Here is a 12,609-nt window from a genome sequence, read left to right on the forward strand (position 1 = left end):
GCCGCTCTGTTTGGGAGCCAGCATGATTTCTTTGCCGATCGATGAAGTTTTACCCGCCCTGCGTGAAGCCCTCGCGACACGCCACGAAGCCGTGCTCGAAGCGCCGCCCGGCGCCGGTAAAACCACCCGCGTGCCGCTGGCCTTGCTCGATGAACCGTGGCTGGCCGGGCAGACCATCCTGATGCTCGAACCGCGCCGCCTGGCAGCGCGGGCGGCGGCGGAACGGCTGGCCAGTGAATTGGGCGAGAAGGTCGGCGAAACCGTGGGCTATCGCATTCGGCTCGACAGCAAGGTCGGCCCCAATACCCGTATCGAAGTCGTCACCGAGGGCATCCTCACCCGGCGCTTGCAGGACGATCCGGCGCTGGAAGGCGTGGGTCTGCTGATCTTCGACGAATTCCACGAACGCAGCCTTGACGCCGATCTGGCCCTGGCCCTGAGCCTCAATGGCCGGGAGCTGTTGCGTGACGATCAACCGCTGAAAATCCTGTTGATGTCGGCAACCCTGGAAGGTGAACGCCTGGCCGGTTTGCTGGACGATGCGCCGATCCTGCGCAGCGAAGGCCGCATGTACCCGGTGGCGATGCGCTGGGGCCGGCCGTTCCAGGCCGGTGAATTCATCGAGCCACGGTTGGTGCAAACCATCCTCGAAGCCTTGCACGACGAAACCGGCAGTGTGCTGGTGTTTCTGCCGGGGCAGGCGGAAATCCGTCGTGTGCATCAGCAACTGGCCGACGCGCTGGGCGACAGCCCTCAGGTGTTGCTGTGCCCGCTGCACGGTGAACTGGACCTGGCCGCGCAACGGGCGGCGATCGATCCGGCGCCGGCAGGCAAGCGCAAAGTGGTGCTGGCCACCAACATTGCCGAGACCAGCCTGACCATCGACGGCGTGCGCGTGGTGGTCGATGCCGGGCTGGCGCGAGTGCCGCGCTTCGATCCCGGCAGCGGCATGACCCGCCTCGACACGCAGCGGATTTCCAGGGCCAGCGCCACGCAACGCGCCGGTCGGGCCGGGCGCCTGGAGCCGGGCGTGTGTTATCGCCTGTGGTCGCAGGATCAGCACGAGCAACTGGCGGCCTATGGCAGTGCGGAAATTCTTTCCGCGGATCTCGCCGGGCTGGCGTTGCAGCTCGGCCGCTGGGGCGTGTCGCCCGGGCAACTGGTCTGGCTCGATGTGCCGCCCGCTGCCGCGTATGCACAGGCACAGGATCTGCTCGAACGCCTGGGCGCACTGGAGGGCGAGACCCTGACTCGCCACGGTCAGGCCATGGCCGAATTGCCGGCGCATCCCCGTATCGCCCATTTGCTGTTGCGCGGGCAGGCGCTGGGATTGGCGGACATGGCTTGCGATGTCGCGGCGCTGCTCGACGAGCGCGATATTTTGCGCGGTGCCGGTGCCGATCTGCACAGTCGCCTGGTGCTGTTGTCCGGCGAAGAACGGGCCGCTCGTGCTGCCCAGGGCGGGGTTCAGCGTGCGCGGCAACTGGCGCGGCAGTATCGCGGGTATCTGCGTGGCAAGGCGGCACAGCCGGTGAGTGATCCGGATCATCCGCGCTGGCTGGGTGCCTTGCTGGCGCTGGCCTATCCCGATCGTGTCGCCCAGCAGCGCCGTGCCGGGGGCGCCGAGTATCGCCTGGCCAATGGTCGTGCTGCGCTGTTCACCGAAGCCGACAGCCTGATGAAGCAACCCTGGCTGGTCATCGCCGACCTCGGCAGCTGTCAGGGCCAGCGTGAGGAGCGGATTTACCTGGCGACGGATTTCGACCCGACGCTGTTCGACTCGGTGCTCGCCGAGCAGGTGCGCTGCGTCGATCAGCTGGATTGGGACGAGCGCGAAGGCGTATTGCGTGCCGAGCGACAGCGCAAGGTCGGCGAGCTGATCCTCAGCCGCGAACCGCTGACCGGCCTCGACGAAACCGCCCGCAGTCAGGCACTGGTGAATCTGGTGCGGCGCAAGGGCCTGGAGTTATTGCCATGGACACCGGAACTGCGGCAGTGGCAGGCACGGGTCGCACTGTTGCGCCAACTGGATCTGGACGGTAAGGGCGACAGCGAATGGCCGGATGTCAGCGACACCGCATTACTGAAAAACCTCGAACACTGGCTGATGCCGTACCTGGGCAAAGTCTCGCGGCTCAGTCATTTCGCCAATCTCGACTTATCCAGCATCGTCCACAACCTGCTGCCGTGGCCGTTGCCGCAACGGCTCGACGAACAGGCACCCCACCATCTGAGCGTGCCATCGGGCTCATCGATTCGCCTGGATTACAGCGAGCAACCGCCAATTCTGGCGGTGCGCTTGCAGGAGCTGTTCGGCCTGGCAGAAACCCCACGCATCGCCGGTGGCCGGCAAGTGGTCAAGCTGCACCTGCTGTCCCCGGCACGGCGCCCGGTGCAGGTGACCCAGGATCTGGCGAACTTCTGGCGCAGTACCTACGCCGAGGTAAAGAAGGACTTGAAAGGGCGGTATCCCAAACATTATTGGCCGGATGATCCATTGGTGGCTGAAGCCACTGCCCGCGCCAAGCCGCGCAAGTAACCCTGACCCTGTAGGAGCGAGCTTGCTCGCGATGAACGTCAACGGTAACGCTGGAAACCTGACACCCCTCGGCGTTCTCGGGTTCATCGCGAGCAAGCTCGCTCCTACAGGTATCCAACCAGCGCTACCCATTTTTTTCCTTCCCCAAAGCCACAAAAAACCTGCTTTCTCCCTTTCCCGTGCATGAACAGAATACAAATCCACCTGCACAGCAAATCCAAGGAGTGAGCCATGACGTTCTCAATTATCGGGCGCTGCCCTGAAACCGGGCAGCTCGGTATTGCCATCAGCTCTTCGAGCATTGCGGTCGGTGCGCGTTGCCCTTGGGCGCGGGCGGGGGTCGGTGCGGTGTCCACGCAGAACATCACGCTGCCGGCGTTGGGGCCGCAGATTCTGGATCTGCTGGAGCATCAGCACCTGGAGGCCGAGGCGGCGCTGGACAAGGCGCTGACGTCCAATGGCTGGAGCCAGTACCGGCAGGTCACGGTGATTGACGCGTCGGGGCGAATTGCCTGTTTCAGCGGCAAGGAGTCGCTGGGTGTGCACAACGCCGTGAAAGGCGAACAGTGTGTCGCGGCAGGCAATCTGCTCAGCGATGTGCGCGTGATCGAAGCCATGGTCGCGGCGTTCGAGGCCGAGCCTGGACAACTGGCGGATCGCTTGTTGGCGGCGATGCAGGCGGCCATGGCCGCCGGTGGCGAGGCCGGGCCGGTTCATTCCGCGGCGCTGAAAGTGGTCGGCGATTACACCTGGCCCATCATCGACTTGCGGGTCGACTGGGCCGAGGAAGACCCGATCGGCCAACTGCACTGGCTGTGGCAGGCATATCGACCGCAAATGCAGGATTACCTGACCCGCGCACTCAACCCGACGGCGGCGCCAAGCTACGGAGTGCCTGGGGATGAGTGAGGTCTCCAGCCGCGACTTGCTGGAGCGCTTGATTGGCTTCGCCACCGTCAGTCGCGACTCCAATCTGCAACTGATTCGCTTCATCGAGACTTACCTGGCCGGGCATGGCGTACAGAGCGAATTGTTCTTCAACGACGAAGGCACCAAGGCCAATCTGTTTGCCAGCATCGGCCCGCTCACGTCCGGTGGCGTGGTGCTGTCGGGACACACCGATGTGGTGCCGGTCGACGGGCAGGCCTGGACGGTCGATCCGTTTCGTCTGAGCGAAAAGGACGGACGCCTCTACGGGCGCGGCACGGCGGACATGAAAGGCTTTATCGCCTCGGTGCTCGCGGCAGTGCCGGCCTTTGTGCAGCGCCCGCTTCGGGTGCCGGTGCACCTGGCGTTTTCCTACGATGAAGAAGTGGGGTGCCTGGGTGTCCGGCCGATGCTTGCCGAGTTGCAGAAGCGGCCGTACAAACCCGCGCTTTGTCTGATCGGCGAGCCGACTGAACTCAAACCCGTGCTCGGTCACAAGGGCAAGCTGGCGATGCGCTGCGAAGTGCGCGGTGCCGCCTGCCATTCGGCTTATGCGCCCTACGGGGTCAATGCGATCGAATATGCCGCGCAGCTCATTGGCCGGCTGGGCGCCATCGGTGAGCAACTCGCTCATCCCGATCACCATGACTCGCGTTTTGATCCGCCGTATTCCACGGTGCAAACAGGGGTGATCAAAGGGGGCAGGGCGCTGAACATTGTGCCTGCCGAATGCGAGTTCGATTTTGAAGTGAGGGCTTTGCCGAACTTCGATGCCCAGCAGGTGGCCAGCCAGTTGCAGGCTTATGCCGAGGAGCAGCTGCTGCCCAGGATGCGGGCGGTGCAGGCGGACACCGACATCAAGCTGCGCCCGCTGAGTGCCTACCCCGGTCTGGCGACCTCGCCCGAGAGCGAGGCGGCGCGCCTGCTGGCGATCCTAAGCCAGTCTTCGGATTTTGGCACAGTGGCCTTTGGCACCGAGGGCGGTCTGTTCGACCAGGCCGGAATCCCCACGGTGGTCTGCGGCCCGGGCAGCATGGATCAGGGGCACAAGCCTGACGAGTTCATTGCGCTGGAGCAGTTGGCAGGCTGTGATGCGATGCTGATTCGGTTGGCGGACTACCTGTGTGATTAAGGACGCGAACGGTTTGCGGGTTTCCCGCGACCTTGTAGGAGCGAGCCTGCTCGCGAAAAACGCTCAGACAGCGCAGTCATTCAGGCAGCACGCGTTATCGTTGACGTCCATCGCGAGCAGGCTCGCTCCTGCAAAGGGAGTGCGCTGCCTGGTTTTTTTGGGGCCGGGTCAGGGTTGGTTTTGCCTGGCAACCTTCTGGCTCAACTGCTCCCGGCAAAAGTCCACGAACAATTGCGCAGGCTTGGTCAGTTGATTGCGCTTGAGGCGGGCGGACGCCAGGCCGGAGGTTGATACCGGTTCCTTTATATCGACAGTGACGACCTTTTTCCCGTCGTAAGTGCATTCCGAATGCGGGCGGGTCACCAGGATCGAGAACCCGAATCCCTGGCCGACCATGCCCCGCACCATCTCGATCGAAGGCGAGCTGAACACGATGTTCGGCGTCAGTTCCAGCTCGTGGAACAGGCTGACAAAGTAGGTTCGGCTCGGTTGCACATCGAGAAGAATCATCGGCTCGCCGCACAGATCCCTCAGCGAAACCTCTTTCTGGTCGGCAAAGCGGTGGCCTTCAGGCAGCAGGACATAGGGCTTTTGCGGTGGCATCAGTGGCGTGGTTTCTATGGTGCTGTCGAGCCCGTGATCGTAGAGAAAGGCCACGTCGAAAGTGCCGGCGGTCAAGCCTTGCACCAGATCCTGCTGCTCGCCGTCGCGAATGCGGATGTCCACGCCCGGGTAGAGTTTGCGAAAGCCGGCGATGAGCTGTGGCAGATACAGCGGGGCGACGGTCTCGAAGCAGCCGATGTCGATTTGCCCGGACACCGTGTCGTTATCCGCCAGCGCGTTCTGCTCGAACTCCCGGGCCATTCGCAGCAGCTCCTGGGCCTTGTGGTAGAAGCGTGTGCCGGTGGGCGTCAGGGAAACGCCCTGGGCATGGTGGCGGATGAACAGCTGGACGTTGAATGACTCTTCCAGGCTCTTGATCGCCGTCGACACCGACGGTTGCGCGATATACAGCTGCCTCGACGCCTCCGCCACGCTGCCGGCCTCGACCGTGGTCACGAAGTACTTGAGTTGCCGCAAGGTATAGGAAGCCACACGCACCTCTTTGTGTTCTTGTTCGCGGTGAAAGCCAGGATGGCTGCGGTCGCGCGAATGCGTGACTGAACCTTACCTTATGCCGGTTCCGGGCTGGTTGGGCCCTTGCCCAGTTTTTTCTTATGTCCCGAGCATATTTTTAATAATTTTCCTCTGCGCACGGTTGCCGCACTATCTCTACATCCTCCGCAAACAAGCCGACCACCCTGGCAGGCGGGCAGCAAGCGTAGCGTGTTCGACCTCTGGCCGCTCACTTGAAGAGGGTGCGAATCAAAAACAACAAGATGTCCTCGCGCGGATTGTCATTCGCGTATTTACGGCCGCGTGGTCGTGACTGCCTCAGTAACTAATCACAACTAAAAAGTGAGGGAGCTTCTATGTTCAAGTATTCGTCTTCAAGCGTTACAGCGTTCACTGGATTAACCGCGTTACTTGTATTCACAGTCCCGGTCGCTGCTCATTCTGAAAGCCTGACGGTTATTTCGTTTGGTGGAGCGACAAAGGCCGCGCAAGAGGGCGCCTATTTCAAACCCTTCGAAAAAAGTGGCGCCGGCAAAGTTGTAGTCGGCGAATACAGTGGCGAACTTTCCAAAGTCAAAGCCATGGTGGATGTGGGTCAGGTCAGTTGGGATGTTGTCGAAGTTGAAAGCCCCGAACTGCTGCGCGGATGTGAAGAGGGTTTATTCGAGAAACTGAACCCGGCGCTGATCGGCGAAGCCGGCAATTACTTGCCAGGTGCGGTGAGCGAGTGCGGGGTGGCCAGTTACGTATGGTCGATGGTGCTCGCCTACAACTCGAGCAAGGTAGGCGCGGCGCCGACATCCTGGGCTGCGCTGTGGGATCTGCAGCAGTATCCGGGCAAGCGCGGCCTGCGCAAAGGCGCCAAATACACGCTGGAAGTGGCGCTGCTCGCCGATGGCGTCAAACAGGCAGACCTCTACAAGGTGCTGGGCACCAAGGAAGGCGTGGATCGGGCTTTCCGCAAGCTTGACCAGATCAAGCCCTCGATCCAGTGGTGGGAGGCCGGAGCACAACCGCCTCAATGGCTCACAGCCGGTGACGTGGTGATGTCTGCCGCCTACAACGGGCGTATCGCAGTGGCGCAAAAGGAAGGCTCGAAACTGGCGATCTCCTGGAACGGCCACCTTTACGATCCTGACCACTGGGCAATCGTTCGTGGCAGCCCGAACAAGGCGCTGGCCGAGCGCTTCATCGTATTCGCCAGTCAGGCGAGCGGGCAGAAATCCTTCTCGACCCAGATCCCCTACGGCCCGATCCGCAAGGATGTGCTGGCGCAGCTGCCGGCCGACACCCTGGCCCAGCTGCCCACTGCCCAGGCCAATCTGGCCGAAGGGCAACTGGTGGATGCCACGTTCTGGGTCGATCACGGCGAAGAACTCGAGGAACGCTTCAACGCCTGGGCGGCACGTTAAACCGCTCAATCCGCCGAGCGTGCTCAGGGACGAGCAGGATCTTCATTCCATCAGGAGAACACGATGACAACTGACTACAAACCCCAGCGCGAAACCAGCGACTATCAGGCCGGCGACGCCGCCCACCACATTCACGCCTTTCTCGATCAGAAGGCGCTGAATGCCGAAGGCCCGCGCGTCATCGTCGGTGGTTCACGCCTGCACCTGTGGGACAACGACGGCAATCGCTACCTCGATGGCATGTCCGGCCTGTGGTGTACCAATCTGGGCTACGGTCGCAAGGATCTCGCCGCCGCGGCGACCCGCCAGCTGGAGCAGTTGCCGTACTACAACATGTTCTTCCACACCACCCACCCGGCAGTGGTCGAGCTTTCCGAGCTGCTGTTCAGCCTGCTGCCCAAGCATTACAGCCATGCGATCTACACCAACTCCGGTTCCGAAGCCAACGAGGTGCTGATCCGCACGGTACGCCGCTACTGGCAGATTCTCGGCAAGCCGCAGAAGAAGATCATGATCGGTCGCTGGAACGGTTATCACGGCTCTACCCTGGGCGCCACCGCGCTGGGCGGCATGAAATTCATGCACGACATGGGGGGTGTGATTCCCGATGTCGCGCACATCGATGAACCCTACTGGTTCGCTCATGAGGGTGATCTGACTCCGGCGGAGTTTGGCCTGCGTGCAGCACAGCAGTTGGAAAGCAAAATTCTCGAACTGGGCGCCGAGAACGTCGCGGCTTTCGTCGCCGAGCCGTTCCAGGGCGCCGGCGGCATGATCTTCCCGCCGGAAAGCTACTGGCCGGAAATTCAGCGCATCTGCCGCAAGTACGACGTGCTGCTGTGTGCGGACGAGGTGATCGGTGGCTTCGGGCGTACCGGCGAGTGGTTCGCCCACCAGCACTTCGATTTCGAGCCGGACACCCTGTCCATTGCCAAGGGCCTGACCTCGGGCTACATCCCCATGGGCGGCCTGATCCTGAGCCGGCGCATGGCCCAGGTGCTGGTCGATCAGGGCGGTGTCTTTGCCCACGGCCTGACCTATTCCGGCCACCCGGTGGCCGCTGCGGTCGCGATCGCCAACCTCACGGCACTGCGCGATGAAGGCGTGGTCACCCAGGTGAAAACCGACACCGGTCCTTATTTGCAGCAGTGCCTGCGCGAGGTGTTTGGCAATCATCCGCTGGTGGGTGAGATCCAGGGGACGGGGCTGGTGGCCGCGTTGCAGTTCGCGCAGGACAAGGCGACCCGCAAGCGCTTCGACAACGAGGGCGATATCGCCTGGCGCTGCCGCACCATCGGTTTCGAGGAGGGAGTGATCATTCGCTCGACGATGGGCCGGATGATCATGGCCCCGGCATTGATCGCGACCCGGGGTGAAATTGACGAACTTGTTTCCAAGACCAAGATTGCCGTGGATAGAACAGCCCAGGAAATTGGCGTGCTTTAAACAATAACTGTAGGAGCGAGCCTGCTCGCGATGGTCGTCAACGATAACGCGAGCTTGCTGGTTAAATGCGATGTTCTTGAGAGCATCGCGAGCAGGCTCGCTCCCACAAGATCAATTGAATATCCAGTTTTGCGGTTAGTTAGTTTTTTCATGGGCAACAACTACAAAAATCATATTTTCGCTATTTGCATTTACTGAACACAATAAATGCACCCCGCCAGCAAAGTTAAAACTGCGGAACTTGTTTATTTAACGGCTGATCCGTCGCGATTTGGTGCGCCATATTCGCCTCTATGAAGGACACAAGCATGACAACTAAAAAGATAGAAATAGATACGCTTGTTGTCGGAGCCGGCCAGGCTGGCGTCGCCATGAGTGAGCACTTGAGCAAGCTGGGCGTTCCGCACCTGGTTCTGGAGCGCAACCGCATTGCTGAAGCCTGGCGCACCGGGCGCTGGGATTCCCTGGTGGCCAACGGCCCGGTCTGGCATGACCGCTTCCCCGGCCTGGCCTTCGAAGACCTCGAACCCGATGCCTTCGCCTCCAAGGATCGCGTGGCGGCTTATTTCGAAGCCTATGCCGAGAAGTTCGAAGCGCCGATCCGTACCGGCGTCGAAGTCAAAAAAGTGGTACGCAACGCTGGTCGGCCGGGCTTCACCATCGAAACCTCCGAAGGTGTGATCGAGGCCAATCGCGTGGTGGCGGCGACCGGTCCGTTCCAGCGCCCGGTGATTCCGCCGATTGCTCCGAAAGACAGCCCGATCCAGCAAATTCACTCAGCCGAGTATTTCAACCCGCAGCAACTGCCCGAGGGTGGCGTGCTGGTGGTGGGAGCCGGCTCTTCCGGGGTGCAGATCGCCGATGAATTGCAGCGCGCGGGCAAGCAGGTCTACCTGTCGGTGGGCCAGCATGACCGTCCGCCCCGGGCCTATCGCAACCGCGATTTCTGCTGGTGGCTGGGGGTGCTCGGGCTCTGGGATGCCGAAGTCATGCAGCCCGGCCGTGAGCACGTGACCATCGCGGTCAGCGGTGCCCGTGGTGGCAACACCGTCGACTTCCGCGAACTCGCCCGGCAAGGCGTGACGCTGGTGGGTCTGACCAAATCCTTCAACGATGGCGTGGTGACCTTCCAGCAGGATCTGGTGCAGAACGTTGCTGCCGGAGACGAGAACTACCTGTCGCTGCTGGATGCGGCGGATGCCTACGTCGCGCGCAACGGCCTTGATCTGCCGGAAGAGCCTGAAGCCCGGTTCATGCTGCCCGACCCGGATTGCATGACTAACCCGATCCTGGAGCTTGATCTGGCCGAAGCGGGCATCACCTCGATCATCTGGGCGACCGGCTACGCCGTCGATTACAGCTGGCTGCAGGTCGATACCTTCGACGACAAGGGCAAGCCCCGCCATCAGCGCGGCGTGTCGAGCGAACCGGGGATCTATTTTGTCGGGCTGCCGTGGCTGTCGCGGCGCGGGTCGAGCTTCATCTGGGGCGTCTGGCACGACGCCAAGCACGTCGCCGGCCACATTGCCACCCAGCGCCAGTACCTCGAGTACCGGGATCCTTCGCAGCGCTAGGCCGCCATCAACCATCCATTTTCAGGGGAATCTTTCGATGCCTACTCACACGCGTATTCGCATGTTCAACACCCGCGACACCTATCCCAACCAGGCGCTGGATAACGACCTTTGCCAGGCCGTGCGGGCGGGCAACACCGTGTATGTCCGCGGCCAGATCGGCACCGATTTCGAGGGCAACCTGGTGGGCCTCGGCGACCCGGCGGCCCAGGCCGAGCAGGCGATGAAAAACGTCAAGCAACTGCTGGAAGAGGCGGGCAGCGATCTTTCGCATATCGTCAAAACCACCACCTACATCATCGACCCGCGCTACCGCGAGCCGGTTTATCAGGTGGTGGGCAAGTGGTTGAAGGGCGTTTTCCCGATCTCCACCGGGCTGGTGATTTCAGGGCTCGGGCAGCCGCAATGGTTGATGGAGATCGATGTGATTGCGGTCATTCCGGACGATTGGAAGGCGAGTTGAATATCGGATTCGGCGAGGTCCTTGTGGGAGCGAGCCTGCTCGCGATAGCGGCGGGTCAGTCAACATTGATATCGAATGTGACGCCGTCATCGCGAGCAGGCTCGCTCCCACAGGTTTAAGGCGTCAGGGCGACGCCGGCAGGAGGAACCGCGCAATCACCGGCAAGTGATCGGAGATCCGCAAGGTATCGTCCTGCCTGACCGTCGCTTCCACCCGTTTGATACGCGGGCTGTAAAACAGGTAATCGACGGTGCGATCCGGACCGCTCAGGCCGGTGTCATTCGGATAGTGAGTCAGCCAGCGGGCGCGATCGATGCCGCTGGCTTCGTTGTTGGTGGGGATCATCGGGTATTTGTCCCACAACACATGCAGGGCGCTGTCGGCGGAGTAGGGCGTTCGCTGCTCATCGGGCAGGCGCTGGTATTGCCCCAGGGGCAGCAGATTGAAATCGCCACCGATCAGCCACGGCGTACCGCGGCTTTCAAACTTGTCGAGGACCTTGGCCACGGCCGAGACCTGCGCTTGCAAGTTCTCGTCGGGTTGCGTCACACGGTCCAGGTGAGTGTTGAGCACGGCCACCTGGCCGCCGTCGTTCAACGGCAGGTAGGCCGCCAGCAAGGCGTTTTTCGGTTGGAACTGGCGACTGACCAGATTGGCTTTCGCCACCGGCAATTGCAGGCGCTGGGCGTGATCGATCTGAAAGCGGCTCAGGGTTGCCAGTTGCCGGCCAACGCTGCCGAAGATATGCGGATCGGGGACAAAATCAGCCTTCCAGTCGTAGGCCGAGACACTGCACGGGTATAGGTCGGCGACCCGTTCATGCAGCAGTTTGAGCTGGTTCTGGTAATCGCTGGCCTTGGCGCCATCGTCGAGTTCCTGCAGCAGCACGATGTCGGGCTGCTCGTCGCGAATCACCCGCGCCACTTCATCGAGGCTGAAGGCCATGTCTTCGGGGGTGGGGGAATCGTCGGTGCCGTTGGCCAGGTCGTTCCAGAACACGTAGCGCTTGCCCGCCAGGTACTGGACGTTCCAAGTCATGACCTTCAGCGCCTGGCCAGGTGCCAGGGTCGGTGCCCGGGTGCTGCAACTGACCGGCAGCACCTCCCGGGCGCCGGGGCGCCAGGTCAGGCTGTAAATCGTCAGGCCGATCAGGACAATTGCGATCAACAATCCCAGCAAGGTGTAGCGCAGCAGTCGGGTCATGGCTCGGCTTATCGCGTTACGAAAATTATCCCCGAGCATACCCGACTGACGAGCGGTCGCCCAAGGTCAGAGTGGCCTGTCGATTTTTTCCGGTACATCGCCGATCAGCATGAACAGGCGGAACAGCACCACGCTGGTGAACAGTTGCAGGAAGCTGTGGGCACTGTCGATCAGCAGCGAAATCACCGGGTTCTGCGGCTCGGGGTAGACCGCCAGTGTCGCGCCCTTGAGCAGCCACAACGGCCCCATCACGCACAGGATGCACACCAGGATGCGCATGAAGTGACCACGGGTCAGGCGCAGGCTTTCCTTCATCGCCGCCAGTGGCGACAGGCCACGCAGCACCAGCAGGTATTCGCCGAAGGCCAGGGTCACCATCAGCCAGATGCCCGGCAGGAAGTACAGGGAAAGACCCAGCAGAATCAGCAGGGTATTGAGGGCCGTCAGCAAGGCGAAGCGCGGCCACAGGTAGGCCGAACGCGACAGCAGCTCGCGGTTGCTGGGCGATTCGCCACGGCTGCGGGCATCGAGGAACAGAATCAGCGCAGCGGTGTACAGCGGATACACCAGCAGGCCGACGATCACACTGATGCCGGGGAAACTGTCCGGCTCGGTGGAGTGGTCGACCACCTGTTGCAGCAAGGCTTCGATGATGACAAGCGGCAGGCACAGTTGCACGATCTGACCCAGATTGCGCTTGAAGAAATACAGAGAGTCACGCAGTACGTCGAACGGGTTCATCAGTCGGTATCGCAGGTGGGAAGCAGTGGCCCACTTTAACCGATGAAGAGCGGGAG

Annotated in this window: 10 protein-coding genes; 7 read left to right on the top strand and 3 right to left on the bottom strand. The window is 61.8% G+C overall.

The features are described from left to right. The first annotated feature begins 22 nt into the window (after nucleotides 1–22). From hrpB to argE, 3 genes are all read left to right on the top strand, one after another. Nucleotides 23–2,539 carry an ATP-dependent helicase HrpB gene (gene hrpB / locus ABTV29_RS03535; RefSeq protein WP_433768852.1) on the top strand — a complete coding sequence of 839 codons (2,517 nt, stop codon included), beginning with the start codon at nucleotides 23–25 and terminating at the stop codon, nucleotides 2,537–2,539. Nucleotides 2,540–2,770: 231 nt separating this feature from the next. Next, on the top strand, nucleotides 2,771–3,448 hold the full coding sequence (locus tag ABTV29_RS03540) for a DUF1028 domain-containing protein (RefSeq protein ID WP_433768853.1): 678 nt from the start codon (nucleotides 2,771–2,773) through the stop codon (nucleotides 3,446–3,448). Next, nucleotides 3,441–4,598: an acetylornithine deacetylase gene (gene argE / locus ABTV29_RS03545; protein ID WP_433768854.1), complete on the top strand. Its 1,158-nt coding sequence runs from the start codon at nucleotides 3,441–3,443 to the stop codon at nucleotides 4,596–4,598. Before ABTV29_RS03540 ends, argE begins: the two co-directional genes overlap by 8 nt. A gap of 168 nt (nucleotides 4,599–4,766) precedes the next feature. Here argE and ABTV29_RS03550 read toward each other — a convergent pair whose 3' ends face one another. Then, nucleotides 4,767–5,693, bottom strand: a complete 927-nt coding sequence (locus tag ABTV29_RS03550; protein ID WP_433768855.1) for a LysR family transcriptional regulator — start codon at nucleotides 5,691–5,693, stop codon at nucleotides 4,767–4,769. A 377-nt stretch (nucleotides 5,694–6,070) separates the two neighbouring features. Here ABTV29_RS03550 and ABTV29_RS03555 point away from each other — a divergent pair, with 377 nt between their 5' ends. From ABTV29_RS03555 to ABTV29_RS03570, 4 genes are all read left to right on the top strand, one after another. Then, nucleotides 6,071–7,126 (top strand): ABC transporter substrate-binding protein, encoded by a 1,056-nt coding sequence (locus ABTV29_RS03555; RefSeq protein ID WP_433768856.1) that lies wholly within the window; start codon nucleotides 6,071–6,073, stop codon nucleotides 7,124–7,126. 63 nt (nucleotides 7,127–7,189) lie between these two features. Further along, nucleotides 7,190–8,572: an aspartate aminotransferase family protein gene (locus tag ABTV29_RS03560; RefSeq protein ID WP_433768857.1), complete on the top strand. Its 1,383-nt coding sequence runs from the start codon at nucleotides 7,190–7,192 to the stop codon at nucleotides 8,570–8,572. A 308-nt stretch (nucleotides 8,573–8,880) separates the two neighbouring features. After that, entirely contained in the window at nucleotides 8,881–10,146 is a 1,266-nt protein-coding gene (locus ABTV29_RS03565) for a flavin-containing monooxygenase (protein WP_433768858.1), read from the top strand. Nucleotides 10,147–10,183: 37 nt separating this feature from the next. Beyond that, nucleotides 10,184–10,609: a RidA family protein gene (locus tag ABTV29_RS03570; protein WP_433768859.1), complete on the top strand. Its 426-nt coding sequence runs from the start codon at nucleotides 10,184–10,186 to the stop codon at nucleotides 10,607–10,609. A gap of 123 nt (nucleotides 10,610–10,732) precedes the next feature. Here ABTV29_RS03570 and ABTV29_RS03575 read toward each other — a convergent pair whose 3' ends face one another. After that, nucleotides 10,733–11,812: an endonuclease/exonuclease/phosphatase family protein gene (locus tag ABTV29_RS03575; RefSeq protein WP_433768860.1), complete on the bottom strand. Its 1,080-nt coding sequence runs from the start codon at nucleotides 11,810–11,812 to the stop codon at nucleotides 10,733–10,735. A 66-nt stretch (nucleotides 11,813–11,878) separates the two neighbouring features. Then, nucleotides 11,879–12,553, bottom strand: a complete 675-nt coding sequence (locus ABTV29_RS03580; protein WP_433768861.1) for a YciC family protein — start codon at nucleotides 12,551–12,553, stop codon at nucleotides 11,879–11,881. Nucleotides 12,554–12,609: the final 56 nt, after the last annotated feature.

Origin of the sequence: Pseudomonas putida (assembly GCF_050989985.1) — a bacterium.
Classification (GTDB): domain Bacteria; phylum Pseudomonadota; class Gammaproteobacteria; order Pseudomonadales; family Pseudomonadaceae; genus Aquipseudomonas; species Aquipseudomonas putida_AI.

Excerpts from the sequence above, each read along its gene's own strand:
- ABTV29_RS03570 (WP_433768859.1), top strand. The coding sequence starts at position 10,184 with ATGCCTACTCACACGCGTATTCGCATGTTCAACACCCGCGACACCTAT.
- ABTV29_RS03565 (WP_433768858.1), top strand. The coding sequence starts at position 8,881 with ATGACAACTAAAAAGATAGAAATAGATACGCTTGTTGTCGGAGCCGGC.
- hrpB (WP_433768852.1), top strand. The coding sequence starts at position 23 with ATGATTTCTTTGCCGATCGATGAAGTTTTACCCGCCCTGCGTGAAGCC.
- ABTV29_RS03580 (WP_433768861.1), bottom strand. The coding sequence starts at position 12,553 with ATGAACCCGTTCGACGTACTGCGTGACTCTCTGTATTTCTTCAAGCGC.
- ABTV29_RS03560 (WP_433768857.1), top strand. The coding sequence starts at position 7,190 with ATGACAACTGACTACAAACCCCAGCGCGAAACCAGCGACTATCAGGCC.
- ABTV29_RS03575 (WP_433768860.1), bottom strand. The coding sequence starts at position 11,812 with ATGACCCGACTGCTGCGCTACACCTTGCTGGGATTGTTGATCGCAATT.
- ABTV29_RS03555 (WP_433768856.1), top strand. The coding sequence starts at position 6,071 with ATGTTCAAGTATTCGTCTTCAAGCGTTACAGCGTTCACTGGATTAACC.
- ABTV29_RS03540 (WP_433768853.1), top strand. The coding sequence starts at position 2,771 with ATGACGTTCTCAATTATCGGGCGCTGCCCTGAAACCGGGCAGCTCGGT.
- argE (WP_433768854.1), top strand. The coding sequence starts at position 3,441 with ATGAGTGAGGTCTCCAGCCGCGACTTGCTGGAGCGCTTGATTGGCTTC.